The 23,643-nt window shown below is 33.5% G+C and carries 21 protein-coding genes and 3 pseudogenes; 14 read left to right on the top strand and 10 right to left on the bottom strand.

The window, feature by feature from the left end; genetic code table 11:
- Window positions 1-23: 23 nt before the first annotated feature.
- The 3 genes and pseudogenes from SSOP1_RS16405 (at window position 24) to SSOP1_RS08330 (ending at window position 929) form a co-directional block, all read left to right on the top strand.
- A pseudogene (locus SSOP1_RS16405) lies at window positions 24-355 on the top strand (hypothetical protein).
- A 40-nt stretch (window positions 356-395) separates the two neighbouring features.
- Entirely contained in the window at window positions 396-587 is a 192-nt protein-coding gene (locus SSOP1_RS16410; RefSeq protein WP_010923513.1) for a C2H2-type zinc finger protein, read from the top strand.
- Between the two features lie 6 nt (window positions 588-593).
- Entirely contained in the window at window positions 594-929 is a 336-nt protein-coding gene (locus SSOP1_RS08330) for a hypothetical protein (protein ID WP_012713056.1), read from the top strand.
- 684 nt (window positions 930-1,613) lie between these two features.
- Here SSOP1_RS08330 and SSOP1_RS17845 read toward each other — a convergent pair.
- From SSOP1_RS17845 to SSOP1_RS08345, 3 genes are all read right to left on the bottom strand, one after another.
- Window positions 1,614-1,742, bottom strand: a complete 129-nt coding sequence (locus SSOP1_RS17845) for a hypothetical protein (RefSeq protein WP_012952369.1) — start codon at window positions 1,740-1,742, stop codon at window positions 1,614-1,616.
- Window positions 1,743-2,272: 530 nt separating this feature from the next.
- Window positions 2,273-2,719 (bottom strand): hypothetical protein, encoded by a 447-nt coding sequence (locus tag SSOP1_RS08340; RefSeq protein ID WP_010923514.1) that lies wholly within the window; start codon window positions 2,717-2,719, stop codon window positions 2,273-2,275.
- A gap of 122 nt (window positions 2,720-2,841) precedes the next feature.
- Window positions 2,842-3,648, bottom strand: a complete 807-nt coding sequence (locus tag SSOP1_RS08345) for a DUF973 family protein (RefSeq protein WP_010923515.1) — start codon at window positions 3,646-3,648, stop codon at window positions 2,842-2,844.
- A 478-nt stretch (window positions 3,649-4,126) separates the two neighbouring features.
- On the opposite strand from SSOP1_RS08345, the pseudogene SSOP1_RS17060 reads away from it, so the two are divergent.
- A pseudogene (locus SSOP1_RS17060) lies at window positions 4,127-4,228 on the top strand (IS5/IS1182 family transposase); the annotation flags it as partial.
- Window positions 4,229-4,459: 231 nt separating this feature from the next.
- Here the strand turns inward: SSOP1_RS17060 and SSOP1_RS08350 are convergent.
- Window positions 4,460-5,383 (bottom strand): IS5-like element ISC1290 family transposase, encoded by a 924-nt coding sequence (locus tag SSOP1_RS08350; protein WP_010923140.1) that lies wholly within the window; start codon window positions 5,381-5,383, stop codon window positions 4,460-4,462.
- Between the two features lie 187 nt (window positions 5,384-5,570).
- Between SSOP1_RS08350 and SSOP1_RS08355 the strand changes: the two genes are divergently transcribed.
- Window positions 5,571-6,239: an FkbM family methyltransferase gene (locus tag SSOP1_RS08355; RefSeq protein WP_010923516.1), complete on the top strand. Its 669-nt coding sequence runs from the start codon at window positions 5,571-5,573 to the stop codon at window positions 6,237-6,239.
- Between the two features lie 24 nt (window positions 6,240-6,263).
- On the opposite strand, the gene SSOP1_RS08360 is transcribed toward SSOP1_RS08355, so the two are convergent.
- Window positions 6,264-7,277, bottom strand: a complete 1,014-nt coding sequence (locus SSOP1_RS08360) for a glycosyltransferase (protein ID WP_158011702.1) — start codon at window positions 7,275-7,277, stop codon at window positions 6,264-6,266.
- Between the two features lie 144 nt (window positions 7,278-7,421).
- On the opposite strand from SSOP1_RS08360, the gene SSOP1_RS08365 reads away from it, so the two are divergent.
- Complete coding sequence (locus SSOP1_RS08365) at window positions 7,422-8,966, top strand: hypothetical protein (RefSeq protein WP_197653736.1); 1,545 nt, start codon at window positions 7,422-7,424, stop codon at window positions 8,964-8,966.
- 154 nt (window positions 8,967-9,120) lie between these two features.
- Here SSOP1_RS08365 and SSOP1_RS08370 read toward each other — a convergent pair whose 3' ends face one another.
- Window positions 9,121-10,080, bottom strand: coding sequence for an IS5-like element ISC1234 family transposase (locus SSOP1_RS08370; RefSeq protein ID WP_010924011.1), 960 nt, complete (start codon window positions 10,078-10,080; stop codon window positions 9,121-9,123).
- Between the two features lie 163 nt (window positions 10,081-10,243).
- Between SSOP1_RS08370 and SSOP1_RS08375 the strand changes: the two genes are divergently transcribed.
- On the top strand, window positions 10,244-11,155 hold the full coding sequence (locus SSOP1_RS08375) for a hypothetical protein (protein ID WP_063492817.1): 912 nt from the start codon (window positions 10,244-10,246) through the stop codon (window positions 11,153-11,155).
- Window positions 11,115-12,323 carry a glycosyltransferase gene (locus tag SSOP1_RS08380; protein ID WP_010923520.1) on the top strand — a complete coding sequence of 403 codons (1,209 nt, stop codon included), beginning with the start codon at window positions 11,115-11,117 and terminating at the stop codon, window positions 12,321-12,323. The genes SSOP1_RS08375 and SSOP1_RS08380 overlap by 41 nt, the downstream gene beginning before the upstream one ends.
- Before the next feature lie 133 nt (window positions 12,324-12,456).
- On the opposite strand, the gene SSOP1_RS08385 is transcribed toward SSOP1_RS08380, so the two are convergent.
- Together SSOP1_RS08385 and SSOP1_RS08390 are read right to left on the bottom strand one after the other, a co-directional pair.
- Entirely contained in the window at window positions 12,457-13,482 is a 1,026-nt protein-coding gene (locus tag SSOP1_RS08385) for a glycosyltransferase family 4 protein (RefSeq protein WP_010923521.1), read from the bottom strand.
- Between the two features lie 348 nt (window positions 13,483-13,830).
- Window positions 13,831-15,048 carry a glycosyltransferase family 4 protein gene (locus tag SSOP1_RS08390; RefSeq protein ID WP_010923522.1) on the bottom strand — a complete coding sequence of 406 codons (1,218 nt, stop codon included), beginning with the start codon at window positions 15,046-15,048 and terminating at the stop codon, window positions 13,831-13,833.
- A 36-nt stretch (window positions 15,049-15,084) separates the two neighbouring features.
- Between SSOP1_RS08390 and SSOP1_RS08395 the strand changes: the two genes are divergently transcribed.
- The 6 genes and pseudogenes from SSOP1_RS08395 to SSOP1_RS17070 form a co-directional block, all read left to right on the top strand.
- Window positions 15,085-16,098, top strand: coding sequence for a glycosyltransferase (locus SSOP1_RS08395; protein ID WP_010923523.1), 1,014 nt, complete (start codon window positions 15,085-15,087; stop codon window positions 16,096-16,098).
- Window positions 16,099-16,356: 258 nt separating this feature from the next.
- Window positions 16,357-16,503 carry a hypothetical protein gene (locus SSOP1_RS17065; RefSeq protein ID WP_158011703.1) on the top strand — a complete coding sequence of 49 codons (147 nt, stop codon included), beginning with the start codon at window positions 16,357-16,359 and terminating at the stop codon, window positions 16,501-16,503.
- Between the two features lie 70 nt (window positions 16,504-16,573).
- Window positions 16,574-17,833, top strand: coding sequence for a glycosyltransferase (locus SSOP1_RS08400; RefSeq protein WP_010923524.1), 1,260 nt, complete (start codon window positions 16,574-16,576; stop codon window positions 17,831-17,833).
- Window positions 17,834-17,994: 161 nt separating this feature from the next.
- On the top strand, window positions 17,995-18,969 hold the full coding sequence (locus SSOP1_RS08405) for an FkbM family methyltransferase (RefSeq protein ID WP_231918261.1): 975 nt from the start codon (window positions 17,995-17,997) through the stop codon (window positions 18,967-18,969).
- A gap of 212 nt (window positions 18,970-19,181) precedes the next feature.
- Window positions 19,182-20,591, top strand: a complete 1,410-nt coding sequence (locus SSOP1_RS08410) for an oligosaccharide flippase family protein (protein WP_010923526.1) — start codon at window positions 19,182-19,184, stop codon at window positions 20,589-20,591.
- 421 nt (window positions 20,592-21,012) lie between these two features.
- Window positions 21,013-21,358, top strand: a pseudogene (locus SSOP1_RS17070) (IS110 family transposase); the annotation flags it as partial.
- Here SSOP1_RS17070 and SSOP1_RS08415 read toward each other — a convergent pair.
- Both SSOP1_RS08415 and SSOP1_RS08420 read right to left on the bottom strand, forming a co-directional pair.
- Window positions 21,329-21,979 carry a hypothetical protein gene (locus SSOP1_RS08415; RefSeq protein WP_010923527.1) on the bottom strand — a complete coding sequence of 217 codons (651 nt, stop codon included), beginning with the start codon at window positions 21,977-21,979 and terminating at the stop codon, window positions 21,329-21,331. The pseudogene SSOP1_RS17070 and the gene SSOP1_RS08415 sit on opposite strands and share 30 nt — an antisense overlap.
- A 438-nt stretch (window positions 21,980-22,417) precedes the next feature.
- Window positions 22,418-23,482: a glycosyltransferase family 4 protein gene (locus tag SSOP1_RS08420; protein WP_010923528.1), complete on the bottom strand. Its 1,065-nt coding sequence runs from the start codon at window positions 23,480-23,482 to the stop codon at window positions 22,418-22,420.
- Window positions 23,483-23,643 lie beyond the last annotated feature (161 nt).

Raw genomic sequence — 23,643 nt, forward strand, 5'->3', positions numbered from 1 at the left:
TAAGTTAACCTATTTTTTTAAACATGGAATTCCTTTCGCTTCTAATTTTCGTTTCCGGAATAATCGTGGCTTTCTTAACTCTTTATTTCTCACCGGATTTTGGAAGGGTAAAACCAAATAAAAGAAGCCTATCGACCATATTTTTATCAATAGCCCTTACGGGAATAGGTTTATGGCTCTATTCCATCGACCATTCAACATATTTTTGCCCAAATATTAACGCCCCCCAAATACATTTGGTATATTTTGTAGAGGGTATGAGATCCCGCCACCTTTGTACGCTAACTTATGGCCATTCACAATCGCAATAGGCTTAATCATACTTATAATTCCAATGATTAGACCCAAAAATTAGACCATTTATAAAGTCACACAATTTTTTATCGCTTAATGAAGTGGGAATTATAGGCCCTTACGTTTGTCCCCTCTGTCTCATGCCCTTTAATTCCTCAGTTAGTCTGAAACAACACATCAGATATACTGAGCATACAAAGACTTGTCCCATATGCAAAAAGGAGTTTAGAAACACTGATTCAACCCTAGACCATGTTTGCAAAAAACATAATATATCTGCGTTAGTTAGGTGAACCTTGATGAAGTTAGGGGTGAGGAGTCTTTGGTTAATTATCGTTATTTGTAACACTATTGACCTCCTTTACAGCTACGAACTATGGACTGGTTATATCGCAATAACTGGAGGGTTTATTGAACTAAACCCTTTGGTTAACTTAATTGAGACCATCGGAGGTAATTACGTGTTTCCAGACTCAATTAGCCTCAAAATTATAGGATTAGCCGCTATGTATTGGACAACAAAATTTTTGCCATACCGTTTGAAAATGTTAGCGCTTAAAGTAGTTGCATCAATCTTCTTAGTTGTTGTAATATATGAATTATTCATTTTACCTTTACTGTCTATGGCCCTTTAAAAAGTCTTAACTTTTTGTTCTCTTAACATGAAGTCAGTCCTAGTAACTTTAGGGATATTAACTATATTCTTAATGTCATTAGTAACACCAACGTCTGCACAAACGTATCCTAATACATGGGTTATAGCGTTCTATCGGGCTCATACCCTTCTGGGTCATCAGAGAGTAGCTACCAAAGCTTTGCCGTAAACTTTTCAAATTCATTTTTATAGCTCTTTATTCCTCATATTATTTAGGTTATGTAGAGACGTTGACTCTTAAGTCAAATATAGGAACTCTAGCAATTCAGCTTTTCCTAGTGTTTGTAGGCTCCAACGTCGTGTCATCTAATTTTATTACTGGAACTGGTGGTGAAGATACGTTTATCTACAAATATTATCATCGGGGACTTTGTTATATTATACATAAATGAATTAGTGCTTGATCCTACTGGCGAAGTATTCCTTAACATAATTGTATTACCTATTTAGTATGTTCAGTGTATCGTATGTGTTGCTTCAGACTAACTGATGAAGAAAATGACATTAAGCAAAGGGGACAAACGTAAGGGCCTATAATTCCCACTTCATTAAGCGATAAAAAATTGTGTAAGTTTATAAAGGGCTTAGTCTATTAAATGCCGTAGTAAGTCTATTACTGCCTTACGAAATTTGGGGCTTAAGTACATTGCAATCCCTAAAGAGGCTAAAAAATTGCTAAGGCAATTTCTGGAGCGTATTGAACATACCAAGGTGTTGTATTCGGGAAAATAATTTTCCCATCTGGTACACTTATGTTTTCTTCACCCGGTGTACAATATATACAAGATGTCATATAAATGAGGTAAAAAAAGGATTAACTTATAAGTCTTTTCGTTATACTAGGAGTCCTAACGGTGTCTCTGTATAACTTAGTTGCAAGTTTCCATAAACTTGTGCACTACTACTTTATGTGTAAGCATTTGCTGAGTAACTGTTTCCGTTATAAGAAGAACTGACGTGGAAGAACTATATGTCCTTTCTTAATATTATTCGCTTTAGTTTACTAATGATTCTTAATTCATGAAAAATGGTAAATAATAACGATATGGAGGCTAGGGAAATAAGTATTAAAGATATTAAAAGAGGAAAGTAGTCTACGTTTCGAGGAGTAAAATGAACTGGGCCAAATGCGGGAACTAAAGATTGATTTGTAACAGATGTAGATGTAGCCATTAAAAAAGGATGTACTTTTGATTTAAAAATCTTATCACAATTTTAGATAGGTACGTATTGAGTATTGTAGTTTAGTCCATTTATTGTATTATAACTCTGTCCCTCAGATAACTGTTTATAGTTTAGTCCATAATGCTGATATGTATAACTTCATCCAATGCTGAAGTACCATACATATGGGTTCGTCCAAACACCAAGAAACTCATTATGGAACAATGTTAAACCGCTTTCAACAACATATGATGGTATAGTTGCCGTATCGCCTACGCCGGTTGCTGATGAATACCCAACAACTGCATTAATATACGTAACCCATTGACCGTTAATGAACATGCCATACCAACCAGTTGACCATAATGATATTATATTAAATAATTTGAATAGATCAGTGTAAGTTCCTTCAAGAGCAAAAGAGGGATTAACTGATCCGCCAAAATCGCTATTGGCGAAAATTACTGGAGTACCACTATATAAGAACTGACGTGGAACGGGAATCGTATATGTGTTACCATTAAAGGTAAGGAATCCTTCTGCACAATATGAATTATTAACCAATAAAACTTGATTACCGCTAATTTTAACTTGCATGCTAATCATAGCACATATAATTTTCAGAGATTACATAAAAAGTTCTTGTCTCTTTAAGAAGCATAAGGTTATTTGTAGCTGCAGCTTATAGAATCGTGTAATTTATAATCATCATGAAATATTATATCTAATTATAACTCATAAACTAAGGAGGCTAATAATTTTTCACTATTAGCAAGTAATATCTCTAAATTATAAATATTTCCCGGAACAAACGTTACTCCAGATAGAGCAAATTTTATATATATTCTATTTTCTCCCGCCATAACTGTTTTGGGATTGATTTGTAATGCTTGAAAATTGTAGCCCATAATTTGGGCTGAGATTATTTCAGAGGACTCTTTAGAATAAACGACTACGTTTGCATCTCCGTTGCTTTTTAAAATTCCGTAACCTATACTCTTGTCGCTAGGAACTATTAGTAGCTTTTCTTCCCTAGGGGCTTGAAGCATTTTTCTCATAACTTCATCAGAAGCAAAGTAGGAAATTATGTAACCTATGAAAGAGGTTATAGATATCATTACCAGAATTCCTGCAATTTTCTCTGTATTTACTTGAAATCTCTGTCCTATCTTATATATAGTATACCCTATCATTACGTCACCTATAAATACTAGGGAACCTCCTATATAAATTAAAATCGGTAAAATAGCACCGAATAGCAATGCTACTATGCCGATAATAAATATGTTAACTCCAGTTGTGCCTATGTATGTATTTATCGTTTTCGATAACTGGAAAAATCCAGTTCTCATTCTTGAAAATCCTATTAGCAATATGCCATATGCGACTAACTCAAATATTAAGACGAAAAAGCTATTAGCCAGTGAGTTTTCTCTCAATATAACTACTTCTGTTACCAAAGCTATAATTATTGCTAAAAAGTAATATAGTGAACCTGTTTTGATGTTTTTTAAAGCTTGAATACTTGATTCCATAGTTACAGTTTAATTTTAGGGTAAAAATAAGTGACTCATGAGGAAGTTGGTAGTATAGTCAATGAGATATAATATGTTTCTTGGACTAGGAAAAATACTTTAATCATTTTATGATTTAAGAATCGAAATATCCTACTAAATACTTTAATTTTCTCAGATGCTATGCTATTAAGTTTCTTAAATTCCAAACCGAATAACTAAGAATAAGTTTAACGTAGCTAAAAGATAAAATTTGATAGATATCTCATATTCTAACCATTAAGCTGTAAATTGTTTTCCTAATCTTCCAAACGTATATAAGAGTATCAATTTTAATAGCTTCACTTTATGAAGTCTAGTCAGCTTAATTAATTTGTAGCTCAGTGACTATACCATAATCTCGTGAGAGTGTCCGGAATGTAAAAAACTGAATTTTAATTTTTGAGAATAAATTGATTCTTAGCGTTATCTTGGATTAAATTGTAGTAATACTTAAGTTATGGGAGGAGAGAGTAGTACCATGACACGTACACTAAGACGCATCCCAAACTTAGTGTACTATTCTCTCCCCCCAAGAGAGGATATGCCGTGGAGGGAAAAATGATTAACGGATATCAAACCCGTGCTAGAGAGAGTGTCCCAAGCGCAAATAATTGAATAAATATAGTATGATAGAAAAATAATTTTATAATTAATTAAGAATAAAATATAATTATATCTTTCAGTATAACGAGAGATTAAGCTTATATTGTAATGGAAAATAATCAAGTATAGAGAAAAACAGAATTTCCAACATAGTCCACACTACCTTGATCAACTCTCGCGGTACAAGTTAGTGGGCGAGTTGACTCTCCGGAACACGCGATAACACAGAAGTGTAGATGTAGGAGTTGTAAATCAACGCGATAACGTAGACAAAGAACTCGACCATACCCTTTTCAGTAGCGTAAGGCCTCCAATACCTCCTCAAGAAGATCCCAAAGAACTCCACATACCTCCTGAAACTAGAGAAACCTATCAACCAGGTCGAGGACTTCCCCACGAAGCCCCTATCCACTACCTTATAACCGCTGCGAGAGAAGCCAACCTTATTGTCCGGAAAATTGGCCAGTTCCACTTGAATCTCGTGAACTATCATTGTTGGCGACATGAGGTTGAAGACCTTGAAGCCGAAGTAACTCCTGTTCCTCTTCTTTGTAAACTCTCCCTTGAACCTCCTCCTCGCTTTGCACTTAATGTAAAAGAAGAGCGTGTTAGCCGCCTCCCTGTACTTCCTCTGCCTTAGGTCTAGCTCAAACTTCTTCTTCAATGTTTCCTTGTTCCTCTTCCCGAAGGGTACCTCGATTAGGAAGGAATCCACGATCCACAGCTTTCCAACCTTTCCGTATAACGCACTGCTAGGTAAGTAGTCGGCAAGTCTACTCATCTTCCCCTCCAACTCCTTGGCGTACTCCTTGAACAGAGTCTTTACCTCTCCCCTAAATTTCTTTGCCCTCCTATGGATCTCCGACTTAGACTTGTACTCGCCTAGGAACCACCTTACCACCACGTCTGACTCGTAGTAGCTCCGCACGTCCCTGTAGGAGCACGTCCACACAATCATTACTATTAACGCTCTCAATATGAAGAGGTCAGAGAGACGCGACAGCACTTCAGACGTGATCAGCATGTAGTTCATTTTCACAAGTGTTTTATGCCTTGCTGATAAATGTTCATAGGGAACCGGGCCGTTGTAGTATTCTATCCAATGCTTCATGTGAATCGGTACTACATCGTCCCGGTTCCCTTTAAGTATTACGCGACTTTTTGCTTCAAGCGAAAATTCAAAATTTCTCAGTAATTCACGATATCTTTTGAATTATTATCTATAAACCTTTACATAGATTTATTCAATTATTTGCACTTGGGACACTCTCTCGAGTTTTTTACCAGGAGCAAATCCATTGTTTAACATTAAAGATAATTACATGGAATTTACATATAAGGATAAACGTTTAAGATTTTATGGCTTCCTTCTAAATGGACATGTATATAATCAATTTATAAGTTTTGAGTATGGAAAAATTGATTTTAAAAATAAAACTGTTATAGATATTGGGGCAAATATAGGAGACTCATCTATATACTTTGCTATAAACGGAGCTAAAGAAGTTTATGCTATAGAACCTATGCCCAAATTGTTTAACTACTTAACTGAAAATATTAGATTTAATAATATTACTAATATTATACCTTTAAATGTAGCAATAGGTAATGAAGAAGGATTAATAAAAATACCAAATATAGATGTAGGTTTAGATGCTTATACCAAGAATTTCCAAAATTCAGAAAACGGTAATATTATTCCTGTAAAAACCTTAAGAAGTATAATTAGTGAATATGTTATATCAGAAAACATTGTTCTTAAGATAGATTGCGAAGGTTGTGAATATGATGCTATCTATAGCTTAGATAATACTACCTTAGATAAAATAAGTCAAATAGCACTAGAATATCATTATGGACCTTATAAATTATCTGAGTTCCTAATAGAAAAAGGATTTAAGGTTGAATACACAAAGCCTAAAAGATATAATGAACACGAAATTGGAATTTTATATGCGTTTAAATAATAGGATTTTAATAGAGTAATATTTTTATAAAAATAATTTTAATATATTATCTATTATTTTTTGTTTATTAAAAATATCATATGCTTTTCTTCTTATTTCTTCTCTAATTAGATAATATTTTTCCTTGTTAAGTTTATATTGGTTATAAAAATCTAAAATAGCTCTAGCAAAGTCTTCAGTATTAAAGGGTCTAACTAATTTACCCAATATTATATTATCCCTTATCTCAGGCAAATCAAAAGCCACAATTGGTAAACCGTGAGATTGAGCTTCAAGTAATACATATCCAAAGGTCTCGTATCTGGAAGTAAGAATAAATAATGAAGCTCTCGCATACTCTTGGCTCAAAACTTCGTCATTAACTTCTCCTAAGTACTTTACGTTAGTTTGCTTTTTAGCTAACTCTTCTATGACGTTTTTACCTTCTCCATTACCTATTATATGGAATTCTATGTTAGTTTTTAACTTCAATATTATATCAACTAATAAATCTATTCCTTTGTGATTTATATCTAACCTACCTACAAATAATACGATAAACTTATTACATCGTATAATCTCAGAAGAGTTAGAATATATAAAGTTAGGAATCAAGAAAATTCGCTTACATCCAATCTTCTCCATTAAGTTTTTGTCATATACATTTAGCACATGAACCGTTTCATGTTTTGCTACGTTCCTAAATATTTTCCCTTTAATACCATTATCTCTCTGAATAAAACCGTGTAGCCCGAATATAATTTTCCTTCCAAACAATTTTAAGATAAAATATATTAATAAAAAGAATGGTAGTGATGGAATATCTACAAAATATACAGAATTACATTTAAGTAATTTAGCTATATTTCTTAGATTTGAAAATGTGGGTAATATAATATAAATACTTCCAATTTTTGCAATTTTAATTAAATACTGATTTTTCTGAAGTGAATTACTTTTTCCGAAATAAAATAAGGATAAATCTGGAATAGCTTTTTGAACTTCTAAAGCCCATCTAACAGTACCAGTTTTAGATTCAATTATATCTCCCTTTAACAATAAACAAGGCATCAGTTTAGCTATAGTGAACTCTATTTAAAAACTTATAACGAAATATGCATTACTATTCGTTAGACAAATTAAGGAAAGACACTAATTGGCCTATGAAAAAACTTATATTTAATTACAAGACGATAAAATAAAATGATTAGGTTTATAGGTAATAATAGGCGTAACCTTATTACTGCTTTGATACTTTACCTACTTACGTTAGTTCCTATTTATGTATTTCTATTTAGCAATGGATATTTGAACTTCTATGGCCCCAATTTGCCACTCTTCTCTGGAAAAGAAGTCGAACACTTACTAGCCGCATCAATATATAACCCTGAATATGGATTTTCTGTAAATGACGGTATTTATTTTTTATATTTACTTATTTTTACATCATTAGGTATTTACAATATTATTATATTATACAAGATTTTTCTTATTATCACCTTTTCTATAACATTTTTGTTATTATATACAATGATAAATAAAGCAATAAATATTTTTAAAATTAGTAGATATAAAAGCTTATCACTAATAATTGGAGTATTATTCTTTTTACTTAATCCTTTATATTTAGAGTACGTTGCGTTTAATTTTTATAACCTTATATGGGGAGTTATAATATTTTCTTACATCTTAATAAAACTAATTGATATTGTAGTAAATGATAAAAACGTGACTAAACTTGACATATTAAAATCTGGTATAGCCCTAGGTTTTTCGGGATTAATGGATCCAAGACTTTATATTTGGGGCTCATATATTCTAATATTGACATTTATAATTGTCATTATAATTAAGCCCAGATTAATATTAAAGTTAATAAAATATCTTTCATTAACTTACATATCGTCATTACCTATAATCGCTTACATATATTATTTATTCGTTTATCCTTCATTAATAACACAAGCAAGCACAATAAACGCTATAACAGTACCAGCTTATAGGCCAGATACTTATTCTTATATCGCAACGTGGTCTGAGAATTCTTTACTCTTTAACGTCTTTGCTTTCATAAATTCTGAGTGGACTTCTATAGTATATGCTCCACCTTCAATTCTCTTTTATCCTAGAACACAATGGTGGTTCTTTCCGCATTTCGGTAATAATTCCTTAATATTGCTGCCGCCTGGCATAATAACTTATATTTGGTTGGCATCTCTCTACATTTTCTTCATAGTAGCAGCACTAGCATTATTTGATAGAAAAAGAACACTTGCCTCTTCTTTGTTATTCATTCCAATGTTACTCATTATTTCATTATCTGCAGGAACAAACGTTCCTATTAAGGAATTTGTATATTTGCTAGAGATAGATCCTTCAAAACTACCTATTGTTGGAGGAATATTTGCCACAACTTTTGCAATTCCTTATTATGCTGAGGTCATGGCTCTGCCTTTTGCAAGTTATCTTTCCATACTTGGTACCAATTATTTATTAAATAGAATTAATAAGGAGATTCTAAAGAAAATTGCGGTTAGTATAATAATTGTGCTAGCAGTGTTTGCCAGCTGGCAATACTTTAACGGTACTCTATACCCGTCAGAAGTCACCGGATCTTTCCCTGGTAATAGTATATCCTTAGAAGGATATTATTATCCTTTAAATCCTCCACCTCAATGGGTTCACGTAATGAATCTCTTATCAACCTCTAACGCAGGAGTAGCTTACGTGAGAGTGTCCGGAATGTAATTATCTGAACGAATAGATAAACAGAATGATAAATATTAATATTGCCAGAAGGGTGAAACCCGGATAACCGAGAAAAACTTTATAATGGAAAAATATCAAGACGAGAGGATTTACCTATCGCGCATAGCGTTGCCTGATCGCGAGGAGGCGCGTCTCAGAGCTGAACGGCTCTACGTCCTGGAGGAGTCCTCCGTTGGATCGCGAGGAACATCTTGATGTTGTAGATCACTCCCAGGACGTGAAGGAAGACGTCGTTCCTCCAGGTCGTGGTCCCGTAGGGCCTCCAGAACGCGTTCAGGTAGGTGCCGAAGAACTCCACGTGGGCCCTCAGGGTAGTGAAGGGCTTCTCCCGCGCTATGAGCTGTGTCGGGGAGGGAGAGAATCCCCTGTCCGCGATCTTAATCCCCTTGAGCGGTGACTTGAACCTCTTGTCCGAGAAGTTGGCTGGCTTCACCGTGATGGACCTCACGAAGAGGGAGACGGAGATCACGGCCACTGCCTTGAGCCCGTAGTGCGAGACCCCTCTCTTCTTGGTCCACCTTCCCTCGAACCTCCTCTTGGTTCTCCCCAGGGAGAGCAGCTTCCTGGCCCTCTCCAGGTTACCTTCCCTCCTCTCCAGCTCCGCCTTCTCCCGAAAGGTCTCCACGCTCCTCTTCCCAGGAGGTAAGTCCAGTAGGAAGGAGTCCACTAGCCACGCCATGAAGTCCACGAGATGCGCGCTCGCAGGGAGGTAACTGGGTAGGCACTTCTCCTCAAGCTTGAAGGAAATCTCCAACAACTTCTTCCTCACCCCGTACAACCTGCCCACGAAGTCGTGCAGCGTGCTCTTCCCCACCTTCCTCCCCACGAACCAGGCCACGACCACGTTCACGTTGACCATTTTCACCGCGTCCCTATAGGAGCAAGAGTAGAGCACCATGACGATTAACAACTTCAGGTAAACCAGCGCACCCTCGCCCAGAACCCTCTCCAAATCCATGGTGTCCAGCACGGGCTTGATCTCCGTTAACCATTTTTCCCTCCACGGCATATCCTCTATTGGGGGAAGAGGGTAGTACATCAAGTTTGGTATGTGTCTTAATGTTCTTGCCATGGTACTACCCTCTACTCCCATAACTTAAGTGTTACTCCAATTTAATCCAAGATAATGCTAAAAATCAATTTATTCTTGTCAATAAAAATTCAATTTTTTACATTCCGGACACTCTCACGTAGGTGAAGTAGGATTTAGTGAAAAGTGGGCACATTTTCAATTTATATCACATTCTCCTCCTTTAATGCCTGGTTACGCTACAATTTCTCCTCCACCTACTACTAACGTTAACCAAGCTCCTTTGGCTTACGATATAGCAGGGATAAAGTACTTATTCATAGACAATACGTCTTACATCCCATTAAGCAATTCTTTCATTTATTCCTATCTAAACCACTCTGGGCTTAAGGTAGTTTACGCAAATGCCGATGTTTACTTACTTGAACAGCCTAACGCTTCAGTGTTTAGGGAAGCTAAGATGGGCATTTATTTCAATTCATCTAATGAAACAATTTTATTTAAGGCCGAGTGCTTACTCTATCCTCTACTTAACTATACTCCAGCCATAATTACACCAGTAAAAACTAGCAATACTGTGACAATGCTGCTTAATCCATCAATAGTTGATGAGAATAACATAGAAATATTTAATGAGAGTAAAAACGCGACCATCCTTCAAGGGTCTTATATAATAGATCATAACGGAAGCATATCAACTTTTAGTCTATCTGGCGAAGAAAATATTAGCATAAAACCATGGACTATAATTATTCCAAACGATATTAACATTCGCGAGTTTGAATCCATACCCATCAATTTCTCCTTTAACCAATTTATGGCAGAATTTAGCGTTAATAATAACCCCGGATATTTAGTCGAAACTTCATTACCTTTACCTTACGGTGGAATAATAGTGAATAACGGAAAAGCTTTGGGCGTAAACGGCTTTGGGCAATACGTTTTTACGTCAGACGGTAAACTAACGATTTCAATAAAATTAGGTTTTATAACTGATTTACTAATGACTGCTGTAGATATTTTCTTTTACGCATTATTTATATACTTTTTCGTTTACAAGAATATTTTTAAAGGTCTAGGTACTGAGGTTTTTAGGAATGTTATCACTAGGATTAGCAGACTCAAGAGCTATAAGTAAAGCTAACAGTGGTTCGGAAAGGCATGTAAGGGAAGTTATTAAGAGGCTTTCCTTAAGATATAAACTTTACTACTTACCTACTACTCACGCTTTTTTAGACGCAATATCTGAAGATCAGTTAAAAGAGATAAAGAAATTCGCCAAAGTTCCCTCATTTTTTGAATATTTATTGGATAAAAAATTAGGCAAAGTTTCACTATTAAGAGAATTATTTACCTTTTCCCCTTTAGCCAAGGAGCTCGTGAGAGAGTATGAAAGGGAAATAGGTATATTAGATTTCATTTATGTTCCTCATACTTATAGAATTCAATTAATGCCATCTATTCTATTTTCAAAATTAAGCCGAGGAAAGTACGGAATGTTATTAATGACCGATCCTCACAACTCTTTATTAGAAAAGGAGTCCTTTTTTAAATGCGTAAATGTCTGGAGCAAAATATGGTTTTCAAGAAAGAGTGCAATCGAGTTCTGTAGTTTTCAAAGATTACAAAACATAGCATTTTTACTGAAGGCGATAAAGACAAAGCCCAGTTTTATAAGCGTAATGAACAAATGTGCTTTAAATTATACTGGTCTGCCGAAATATTTTAATACAAAAGTTCTATCTCCTCCCCACGCTTTTAACAACCTAGCCTTAAAGTACAGAAATTTTGATAAAGAGGACTACCTAGTATTTCTAGGAAGAATAAATACTGCCAAAGGAGCAAACGAAGCTCTGGAAGTAGGAAAACATGTAAAATTAAAAATGATAGGCTACAAAGAGCAGGAGTTTATAGTAAAGCAAGCAAGAAGCTTTGGAATAGAAGTAATTGAAAACGTTTCTGAAGAAGAAAAATTCGAAATACTCTCAAAGGCAAGGGCTTTAGTTCTACCTTCACACCAAGAATCTTTTTCTGTAACCATACTTGAAGCACTGGCGGTAGGGACTCCAGTAATAACTTATGATTTACCTTCTTTAACCTCTACTTATAATTTTAAGCCAGTATTTTTTGTAAAGGAATTCGACGTTAAAGGTTTAGTAAACACTGCTTTAGAAGTATATAATATGAAAAAGATTGAAGAAATGTTTAATGATGAGAGGTTGGAGGAATTTATTAAAATGCACTCAAGTTGGGATAACGTAAGTAATGCAGTTGATAAATTAATTACTGAAGCTATTCAAGAATGACGAAATTTGTAACTAAATATATACGGATTAAAAAACATCTCATTATTAATTATAGGAAATAGATATATTTTATTACTATCTCTAGTAATGTCACCATAGAGCTATTAAAGGTTAAATACGCAAAAATTTTATACTATTTACTTTCCATTATTTTATAGATTGCTTTCTTCTCCATTTCAGCTGCTTTTTCCCAATTTAGGGTTTTAGCTAATTCCCTACTTTTCTCTCCTATAGACTTCCTTAGCTTCTCATCCTTTAATAGTTTAACAACTTCTTCAGCAAAAGAGCTGATATCAGGGTATGTTACTCTTATTGCAACTGGATATCTTTCACTCCATTTTAAATCCCAAGTAACTACTGGTAAATAAGCTGATAAAGCCTCAGTAACTGCTAAGGCAAAGCCTTCATACAAAGAGGGGAAAACAAAGACTTTAGACTTTGCGAGCAAATCAATTTTCTCTCTTTCAGTAACGAAACCGTAATAAACGGAATTTTTAGGAATTTCGCTCCATCCTTTTCCTATAATACATAGTTTAGCGTCAATTTTCTCATTAACTTTATCCCATATTTGAAATAAATACCTTGATCCTTTCCTCTCGCCGTAGTTCCCTACAAAAATTCCGTCGCATATTTTCTCCTCTGACGTGTAATAATCCTCGACACTAACGCCATTAGTTGAAGTTAAAATAACCTTGTTAGGAAAGAGACTTTTAAGTTCTTCATATACTTCAGGATTATCTAGGCAAATGATTCCCTTACTTCTTGCAATGACAGTACGCAAGAATTTGCTTCCTCTAATCTCTTCAGTAACATGATGAACTACCACAATAAAAGGCTTCCGCGAGAAAAGGGATAATAACCACGTATAATAAACGCTTAATGAATACTCACTATAACTTATTAAGACGTCTACTTTCCTAGCGTATTTAAGGCAATTTAAGAATCCTTTCAAGTAGGTTTTCTTATCAGTACTTGAGGAACTAACTAAGTGAAATTTTGAAAGCAAAGGAGATATTTCTGGATCTACTTGTGGCAAAGTTCTTTCGTCTACACATAAATAAACTTCCTCTCCCATTCTGCTGTAAACTTCTAACGTTCTCCTCATTCCACCAAGGAATTCCTTACCAAACCTCATCGGAGGTGATATTAAAATCCTCATTGGTATTGTTTCTAAGTTACAATATAATAAGAATTCTGTCTTCTTTACGCATATCTTTGCTCATCAATAAGCGTACTTATCTACCGCGGATGACATCTTCTAAAATGACGCATCAGTAATCTCATCTTGTAAATTTATTTTAGTCTTATGTACGTGAAGCTAACGAATTAATTCAGCGCCAACATAATACAACTAATCTAGTTTAAGATCGGTATAAAATAAAATGCATATATAGCTCTTAAAATTGCTTACAAGTCTTTATGGTGTATAAAAGTCAGTTACTGCTAGACACGTTATTTTACATCTATTTGTTGGTTTTCTTTCTATAGAGAATAGAACATTATTAACTTATTTATTTAGTGAGCATTTTATAATTTTTGCAACGTTTTCTGCAACATTATCCCAATTATGAAACTCAATAAACGAGTTAACTCTCTTATCATATATTGCCTCTTGTAAATTTCCGGTTTTAAGTTCATTTTCTACCTCATCAACGAATTTTCTTATATCTCCTTCTTTTACAAACTTTACTGCAGGTATATCTTTGAATACAGAATGCACAGTAGGTATAGAATACGCTATTACTGGAGTCCCTAATGCTAATGACTCTAAAATTGTAATAGAAAATCCGTCGGCTAAAGAAGGATATATAAGAAGTTTAGCTTTAGATACCGTAACGTAAAGTTCTTTCCTATCTAAAAAACCCAAATATTCTACGTCTAACCCATTATCTCTTATGTAGTTAAAGAATAGTCTCTTAAACTTATCATAAATAAACTTCCCTGAAACTTTTGCTCTTACTGATATACCTCTCTTCTTAAGTAAATTGATTATATAGAGAAAGTTTAGAATACCCTTAGGTGGAATTAAAGTAGTCCAGAAGATAACATAGTCCTCCTTCTTAGTAGTCCTATATTGCAATAACTCTTTATCAACTCCATTTCCAGGGTATAGGATGTACTTCTCTGAATTTTTTATTTTCACAGAATCTAGCGTGCCTTTACTTACTGCAGCTATGAAGCTTAAGTATCTCGATTTACTTATGTAATTAGCTTTACTTCTAGTTAGCAAATAAAGTCCTATAGACCTCTTTAGAAAATAGTCTAAGGATTGCAAAAAGAACGGACGTAGAGTATAATATGTGTAAAATATGGATTGAGAAAAGGAGTATAACGGCTCGTGAAGCGTTAAACCTAAAGGTATTCCTACCTTGTTCGAGATGAATATACTCTCTGGAGTAGTATAATCTGGATCGTAAATAAAATCAGAATCTACTTTCTTTACTCTTTCTGCGTATTCATTATACACGGAGAGAGAATAAGGCAAGAATGAAGGTTTCAAATTACTAAATTTCGATAGAAAGCTAATGAAGTCTGGGATTTTTATACCGAGTTTTTTTATATTCTCGATCTCCTCATTTATCCTATCATTATTTATAAAAAAACTTATGGAAGGAATAAATTCTACCTCAAAGTACTTCGTAAGCCTTCTAACAACATTATTAACGTGAACGCTTCCTCCAGAGTAATTTGACCTCAATCCCGAGGTTACTACTGTTATCTTCACAAATGGCTTTATTGTTTATAAAAACTAATAAACTCGATGAGAGTACTATTAATAGCAGGCAAAGATGATTTCAATGAAGACGTGAGTAAAGTCACTGGAATAGGAAGATACGTTAGAGAAGTTTACGAAGGACTAAAAAAGCAAATAGACGTAGAAGCATATCCTCTTTTTGACTACTCTTCAATCTTCTCCTCTATCAATAGTATAATCAAAGGGACTTTTCATGATTACTCTAGTTATGATATAATTCATTTACTTTCACCTAAACCTTTCTTCCCTCTAAGAAAAGGTAAGGCTAAATGGATAACCACAGTCCACGATCTCTTTTTCCTTAAATATAATGAATCAAAGCCTTCACCTTTTATGCAGAAGATCTATCTAAAGAGTATACTAAGCTCAGATGCAATAATCGCTGTGTCTAGTTTAGTTAAAGAAGACGTAGAGAAATTAGGTTATAAAAAGAAGATTTTTGTAATAAATCCAGGAATAGGAGAAGAATTCTTCACATCTCCTAAAAAACCAGAGAAAAAAGATGTGATAAAGATTGGATACATAGGAAGACTTGATAGCGAAAGAAAGGACTTAATTAGGGGGATAGAAGTATTCAGAAAAATAAAGGAAAAGAACGTTATATTCGAGCTTTGGGGGAATTATAATCCTGATAGTGAGATTTTTAAGAGAATAAAAAAAGAAAGCGAAGAAGACCCAAGAATAAGGATCATGGGACCTGCACCAGATGAGAAATTAGTTGAAATCTACGATTCATTTGACGCATTCTTCTTCCCCACAAAGGAGGAAGGCTTCGGATTACCTATCGTTGAGGCGCAAGCGAGAGGAGTTCCGGTAATTGTATTTAAAGACGCTAGGATTCCAGAAGAAGCATGCAATTACTGCATAAGAATAAATGAGGAGTTTCCCCAAATAGATTACATTAAATCTTTTAAAGAAAAATATAATGATGCGCTAAGAAAATACGCCAGTAAATTCTCTTTGGGAATCTCCGTTAAAAATATATTGAACTCTTATGGTAGTATAATGCTAGAATTATAATGATTGTTACTAAAAATTTATCTCTTAATAGTTATCTATCGTAAAGGCACAAATTATAAAATTTTAATACTCAAACAAAAATATATGGAGATAATTAGTGAAAAGCCAGTAAATGTACGTATTGGCAAGCACGTTATCATGCTACCCTTATCAGCTATAAGAGAATTCTTGCTATATGCAGGAAAAATAAGGTAAATAAACTGTACATAGATAACGATGAAAAATTTATAGTGATAAATTCTGACAAAATATCTATAAATGAAATATGAGGAATTGGAGCTTATATCGAAGGCTGGAAATACGAAAATGACCTCTGGGCTTATAATGATGTTAAATTTCCTGAAATTAAATCTGTTTTCATTATGTAAGGAGAGATTTGCCCTTGTTAAAAGAATTATCTCTTAATGAGTAAAATTAGCTAAATATTGCTGAAGATAAGAAATCTTTTTATTTATATACAATAAGCTATCTCATCATGACTAATATGTTAAAGATCAGAGCTCCAAATATTTTTATGAAAGATTACGTAGGTGGGGCTGAATATGTTACGCTTAACTGGTTAAAAAGGTTCAAAAAGATAGAGTATGAAATTGTACCGGACGTAGATTTGGTCTATCTAGATTTATGCATGAATAAAAAAGTTCAAAAAGATAATATCTTAGAAATTATTGATAAATTAAAGTTACATGTAGATAATGTAGTATTAGATTACTATCTGGATTGCAAATTGCATAATAATACTGATATATTTAAAAAAATACTAGACAATGAAATTATACTGGACATGAAGATTGGTACAAACGTTAATATATCTCAATTCTTTAATAAACATATTTTAGAATTTATAAATGGTAGACCGGTAGGATATGATTTTTTATATTATTCATTAAAATATTCTAAGAAATATATTGGTATACTTCAACATCTTGGCGATATACCCATAAGTTTAAAATTCTATATTTATCACTTTAAAGAATTACTAAATTATCTTGAAAGCCTCGCAGAGTTGATGTACTTATTAGCTAGCGTTATAAGGGAAAAAACATGGGTACAAGCTTTAATACATAATAAAGATAAGGTACATCTTTTAACTCCTTCAAGAGGAGCCATTAAGAAAGCGGGATTAGACAAGTTAAATTATACAGTAATTTTTCCTTATGTAGGATTAGATAGCACAATTTTAAATTATTCATGCAAAAACAAAGATAATTATGCAGTATTTTTTGCAAGACCTTATAGGACTAAGGGAATTCTAGAAGCCATTAAGATTTTCAAATTGGCTAGAAAAAAAGGATACTTACAGAGGTTATATATTATCGGGGGTAATATAAATGATATTACTTCAAAATATAATAATAAATCCGATATAGTAAACCTTGGACGAATCAAAGATAAAAACGAAGTATATAAAATCCTAAGTAAAGCACAGATGAACATTTATCCATCTATATCAGACGCATTTGGTATAACTATCCTAGAATCTTTAGCTGTTTATACTCCAGTAATAATGTATTATAATGAGGCTAATTATGAATATTTCTCAAAGTCTAAACTCGTAAAAATAGTAAAATTATTTAATAAATACGAATTTTTAAATAAAATAAATGAGATTATAAATAATAATTTGGAAATAGATGAATATACATATAATCTTATTCTATCTCATTTAGACTGGAACAAAATTGTTAATAATATAGAAGAACACTTGCTTAATATTATAAATGATATTAAATAATTTCACAAAATACTTGCTTGTCATATTTCATTTTTAGAAAATTAGACATTAATAATTCTTATATATTATTTTTATTGTTTTTGATTTTACTGTCATTACTAGTTCTAAGAGTAACCGCTATAAGACTATATTTAAATCTTAGTCATGAAGAAGTATACTTAATGAAAGTGATAAATAAATCCAGAGAGACCCTTTATAATATTTATTATACACTATATAAGATTAATGTGTACAGGAAGATATTCTCCAACTGGTTTTATGTTATCCATAAACTCAGAAAAGGAGAAAAAGACATAGACGTCGTCCTAAAAAATGGGAGTAAAGGAAAGTGCAACATAAAATGTATATTGACATTAACTACAATAATATCAGAATTTAGCTCTATTAATTCAAGAAAATTTAATTTTGATGATAATAATAGATTATACTATGATAACAATTTAATAATTCAAGAAAATAATACCACATGGTTATTATCAATTGGAGGATTTATTAAAAATAATGATTATTGGTTCTTTCCTAAATATAATGTAAAATTTAATACGATAGGATATGGCATATTTGAAACCTTCATAATAGAACAATATTATACTGAAATACAAGGTGAAGTAATAGATATAGGTGCTAATATAGGCGATTCTGCAATTTATTTTGCCTTAAAAGGAGCTTCTCATGTATATGCTTTTGAGCCTTTGCCATTAGTTTACAAAGCAGCATTACAAAATATTAAGTTAAACAATTTAGAAAACAAAATTACTCTGATTAATGGCGCAGTTGGATCTAAAGAAGGAAAGGTTAAGGTTCCTCTTAATATTAATCTAGAAGATTCAGGAGGCTTTTATATAACTAATCAAGGTGATGTTGAGGTTCCACTATTTTCATTCGATGATATTGTAAAAAATATGGTTAAAGATCCATATCTTTTAAAAATGGATTGTGAGGGGTGTGAGGCAGATATAATACTTAACTCTGATAGTATATCTTATTTTGAGAAGATTTTAGTAGAATCTCATCCGCATATAACTAAAGTTTCTGATAAAGCATTATTATCAAAACTAAGAAAGCTTAAGTATAAATGTGAAGAGAGATATAGAGTAGGTAAAACAAAACTGTTTTATTGTTCAAAAATCAACTAGTCTTTCATTTTAATATTTTATTCGTATAGAGCTAAGAATAAAAATATAATTAAGATAAGAAGCATTCAAAGTAATAGACGTATTAATAGAAAGCCTTATTATCATTAACATAAAGATAACCCTACATCTCAGCTGTGTTTTACTCTATATTTAAACTGTAACTATGTGTAATCAAAAAGCTTTAATATTTTCCTTTTAAAGAACTAAACTGAATGAATCCTATAAAGAACACTTTAAAGAGTCTTAGTGTAACTACTACCAACGTCATAGTTGCTTTAATCTTCTTCATCATTACAGCTAAGATTACTAACCCAGAATTCTTCGGAAAAGTCGCAATAATTCAACTTCTCGAAGTAGTAACTTCTGCCTTCTTTTACTTTATTCCCGGACAAATAATAACGAGAGAAATTTCTTACCTTTACGCAAGGAAAGAGATAAGCAAGAGCGTAATAGGTAAGTTTCTTTCTTTCCCTTTCCTCGTCTTACCGCTTTTTCTTATTCTCCTCCTTTTCCCTAATTACGTTAAGTTGACAATACCTTACCTTTTCCTTTACTTGCTTAATGGTGTTATGGGCTCTATAATGGTTGGAATGGACATGTTCACTGAGACAGCGATAACGGGGAACATCTTCCTAATAATAAGGTGGGGAATCTCAATAATTGCCGTCCTCTCTCACAACATTTACCTTTTCATTGAAATATGGACTTTAGGAGGGATTATCTCAGTCTCCATGAACTACGCTTTTCTAAGTAGGAAAGTGGGGTTAATATTACCTTCTTTTGACTTTGCTTTTCTCTTTAAGCACTTCAAGGAAGGCTTACCTCTTTATCTATCTTCTTCAGCAACTTTCCTCTCTTCACAAGGTGACAGAGTTACAACTGCTTATCTGCTAGGTTCCTACTACCTAGGTTTATACCAGTTTTCTGCTTTAGTAGCTGGAGTACCTTCAATGGTTTTAGGAGCTTTAGGAGGAGTTCTCTTACCTACAGCATCATTTTACAAGGCTTTGGGAAAAGACGAGAAGAAAATGTCTTCTATCTCCTTCCGCGTGCTGTCTTTAATTACCTTTCTCGCTGTCATTATTTCAATACCTACAGCCGTTTTGGTCGTTGAGAAATTCTTCCCTGCTTATATTTCCGGAATTAAAGTTCTGATCCTCCTCCTTTTAGCTACTACTTTGCCTTTCCCCATAGGCTCTTTAACGAATTTCATTATAGCAGCTAAGAAGTCGTTGAGGCCTTTTCTCATCCTTTCACTACTTAACGGAGGTCTGGTTTTATTAACTTCTTTCCTCTTAATTCCTAGAATAGGAATAATTGGTGGAGCGATTTCTCAGGCTATCGTATCGACAATCTCCTCTTCCTTCGTCTTAGTTTACGCTTTAAAGGAAGATACTTTCGTTTTGGGCAAGAGGGAGAGTGCCATATTGTTCATGATGCCTTTAATAGCTTTTTATGAGGTTTTTGTAGACCCTCCTTATCTTGACTTTCTTTTACTTCTCTCCGTTATACTCCTTTTTAAGACATTTAGGATAATTACTGCTGAAGACATGAAATTGATAGACTCTTTTTTGCCATCTAAATTGAAGTTCATTATCTCGTTAATGAAGGCAATCAGTTAGTAAATAAATTATTGGAATTCTTCTAGTTAACTGAGAGATTTTAGTGTCATAACATTTTTATCTCCTACAAGAGAGGAATTTTGTATTACTTGCTTAAAGATTTAGTAAAAACTTAACGTGTAGTAGTTTTTACGGAAATTTCTCTTACTTAAATATCCTCATTCTTTTATACATCAATAAATCTTATTTATTTTAGATGATAATATTTTAGGCTTTACAGTAAATAATTTAACTTCTCTTTCATTTTATAAAATTATTTTTAACGTTACATAATTACTGTAAGGATTTTCGTAGAAACCGTGGCGTAACTTTTCCTCTAATTCCACCACGGGCTAAGGGATCATACACACTCACCCTTCGAGGGAAACACCTATATAGGTTATATTAGCCGGGGAGAGTAATACTCCTCGGCTGGGGAAACGTGGTCGAGAGGGAAACTGAAGTAAAATCTTCGGGTAGCGGCGTGACAAGCCCCTACCGTCGGACTGAACATTGTGATAAAATTCACGAATATAGGTGTGACAAAGGGGTAGGGGTAATAGGACGTATCAAGAGATCATTTAATTACAAGTAGGGGGAGGGTGAGGAAGTACGAGAACAATAAAGAGGGTTATGAAGAAATCCTCAAGATGAAACCTTGTACAATAGTCCTAGAGCCCACTGGAGTATACGCAATAAGACCTTCACAATACTTCAAGGAGAGGGGGATAAGAGTACTACAAGTTAGTCCAAACATACTATCGAGGGAGAAGGAGTTTAGGGGGAAGAATCTTATCATCGACATCAAAAATAAACGGTGTATAAAAATCTATTAATGGTGTATTATACTTATCCTTCGGTAAATCATTAGCAATTCTTTCTATAGCATCATTAAGACTTACATTTGCTAATTTTCTTAATAAAGAATCATTTAAATAATATAAAAATATTTTAGTTATAGCATAAACTCCCTCTAAATCCTTTAGGGTCTTATAATCAGAATAAAACGGATTATACAAGCGAATTAATACAACATTATCCAGTAAAGCTAATAAAGCACCTCGCAGATGAGCATGTATACTTATATCGTTTGCAGAGATCCAGCTCCTTTGAGCCATAAACCTATTAGCGTCTATTAATGCAACGAATTCATCACTACTTAAGTTCTCACATTTGTTAATATTCTCTTTAGCACATCTAATAATTTTCTCTTTAATCCTATCATATATTTTGTTTCCGTATTTATAGTTTAGAAAGTACTTCACATATTCCTCGGCTTGTTTCTCAAATTGTTCTGTAAAATTAACAACAAAAAGGTTTCCCTCACTATCTATATAAAATATCGGAGATAAGGTGATCGGATTTAAAATTATTGAGGGTAGTTTTTCAAGACTGTCTCTAAGACGCACGTTTTTTTAGCAAATTCACTAGTTTGCTCACTAATACTAGCTGTAATATCACAGTCTCTTCTCTCTTGTCCACCCCTCACTATAATACTTTTAAAGAGATCATGAAGATAACAAGATAAATAATTATTATTAATAAATTCCTTAAGATATTTTCTAAGTATCTCATCATGATTAATACTTCCCATGTAAATATATAACTGGGTTTAATGTTTAAAAGGATTAACAACTGATATAGAATGCCAATCATACGAAGAACTTCATAATTTAATGTTTTTCATGTCACTCTTTTTATGTCCAATAATGTTCATTTATTTGAAATTACCTTAAAACTGCTCGTCAGTATGAGAATCTCTTTTTTCACGTAAAAAACGAGATGAATAAAATACATAAAAATTCTGGTTTATGCTAATTTTTGGAGAAAAGTTTGAGACCGTGGAGTTAAGCTAACTTTTCCATAATTTCCGTTAGCTTAATTGCGTGGTTTCTCCAAGAGTATTTCTTACCTGTTTCTAAAGCGTTAATTGAAAGACTTCTTCTAAGCTTATGATTCTCTAAAACCTCGTTTATTCTGTCTACAGCCTCCTTCCAGTCTTTTACCACATAACCGTTTTCCCCTTCAATTACGAACTCCTTTCCTCCTATTCCGTCATTTACTATTACAGCCGTACCATTACATAGGGACTCCAAAACAGCCATACCAGGTCCTCTTTCATCGAATCCAAAGCGTATAGTTAAGGACGCTTTTTTATAAAGTTCCCTCAGTTTATCTTCACTAATCCTACCAGTTACTATAACTTCTGGGTATTTTCTTTTAAACTCCTCCATAGTATCCCTTCTTGCCCAGGATCCCGCCATTATTAACCTTCCCTTTATTCTTTTAGCTATCTCACCGTAAATTTCTGGTCTCCTCCCCTCATCCCACATTGATACCGCTAAAACGAAATTTTCCTTATCTTCTTCAACCTCATCTATTGTGTAACAACCTGGATATAACACTTCAGCTCCCATACCTTTATCCTCTAGAACTCTTTTGTTCCATTGTGAATTTGTAAGTATGATTTTAGCACCTTCTAATACTTTTCTTTCCATTACCTTAGGTATTAGATATTTAATACCCTTTAAAGTTAAAGAAGTCTCATGAAGATATATCGCGTAATCTTCTCCATGAAATACCTTACGTAAATAACCAGTAATCCCAGCAAATTGATCGTGAAACAACGCGGGTTCCTTAATAATTCTAGATGCCTTAACTATAAGATCTAAATCCACAGTTGCTTCATCACCCCTATTTTTAGCGTAAATTTCCGTTATCTTCCTAAAGAGAGGTGTGAGGAATCCTTTCTCTCCTTTCCTTCTCAAGAACTCAACGTATATTCCACTGAGATCGTAATTGTAAAAGGATTCTCTATATACTAATAACTTAGCCTTAGCGTTCCTAGCCTGTTCCACTGCAATTCTGGCAACTCCTCCGTTCCATAAAACCCTTAAAGCGATAGTAAACATTACATATTATTTAAAAAAGGGCTTAAATATAAAAGTTAACGTAAACTAACTGATAGGTTTTACGGCTTCCTCACGTCTTAAAAGGGCTAAGATTTCCTCCAGAGAGCTTATCGCCCTATCATCAATTCAGCTTTTATTTGGTGGTAGACGAGATGGTCACT

It is taken from the genome of Saccharolobus solfataricus, from assembly GCF_900079115.1.
In the GTDB taxonomy this organism is placed as follows: domain Archaea; phylum Thermoproteota; class Thermoprotei_A; order Sulfolobales; family Sulfolobaceae; genus Saccharolobus; species Saccharolobus solfataricus.

Coding starts and splice junctions, on each gene's coding strand:
- SSOP1_RS17845 (WP_012952369.1), bottom strand. CDS start 1,742: ATGACATCTTGTATATATTGTACACCGGGTGAAGAAAACATAAGTGTA.
- SSOP1_RS08365 (WP_197653736.1), top strand. CDS start 7,422: ATGATTAGGTTTATAGGTAATAATAGGCGTAACCTTATTACTGCTTTG.
- SSOP1_RS17065 (WP_158011703.1), top strand. CDS start 16,357: ATGAAATATGAGGAATTGGAGCTTATATCGAAGGCTGGAAATACGAAA.
- SSOP1_RS08380 (WP_010923520.1), top strand. CDS start 11,115: ATGTTATCACTAGGATTAGCAGACTCAAGAGCTATAAGTAAAGCTAAC.
- SSOP1_RS08410 (WP_010923526.1), top strand. CDS start 19,182: ATGAATCCTATAAAGAACACTTTAAAGAGTCTTAGTGTAACTACTACC.
- SSOP1_RS08345 (WP_010923515.1), bottom strand. CDS start 3,648: ATGGAATCAAGTATTCAAGCTTTAAAAAACATCAAAACAGGTTCACTA.
- SSOP1_RS08375 (WP_063492817.1), top strand. CDS start 10,244: ATGCCTGGTTACGCTACAATTTCTCCTCCACCTACTACTAACGTTAAC.
- SSOP1_RS08330 (WP_012713056.1), top strand. CDS start 594: ATGAAGTTAGGGGTGAGGAGTCTTTGGTTAATTATCGTTATTTGTAAC.
- SSOP1_RS08370 (WP_010924011.1), bottom strand. CDS start 10,080: ATGGGAGTAGAGGGTAGTACCATGGCAAGAACATTAAGACACATACCA.
- SSOP1_RS08385 (WP_010923521.1), bottom strand. CDS start 13,482: ATGAGGATTTTAATATCACCTCCGATGAGGTTTGGTAAGGAATTCCTT.
- SSOP1_RS08350 (WP_010923140.1), bottom strand. CDS start 5,383: ATGAAGCATTGGATAGAATACTACAACGGCCCGGTTCCCTATGAACAT.
- SSOP1_RS08405 (WP_231918261.1), top strand. CDS start 17,995: ATGAAAGTGATAAATAAATCCAGAGAGACCCTTTATAATATTTATTAT.
- SSOP1_RS08420 (WP_010923528.1), bottom strand. CDS start 23,482: ATGTTTACTATCGCTTTAAGGGTTTTATGGAACGGAGGAGTTGCCAGA.
- SSOP1_RS08340 (WP_010923514.1), bottom strand. CDS start 2,719: ATGATTAGCATGCAAGTTAAAATTAGCGGTAATCAAGTTTTATTGGTT.
- SSOP1_RS08395 (WP_010923523.1), top strand. CDS start 15,085: ATGAGAGTACTATTAATAGCAGGCAAAGATGATTTCAATGAAGACGTG.
- SSOP1_RS08400 (WP_010923524.1), top strand. CDS start 16,574: ATGACTAATATGTTAAAGATCAGAGCTCCAAATATTTTTATGAAAGAT.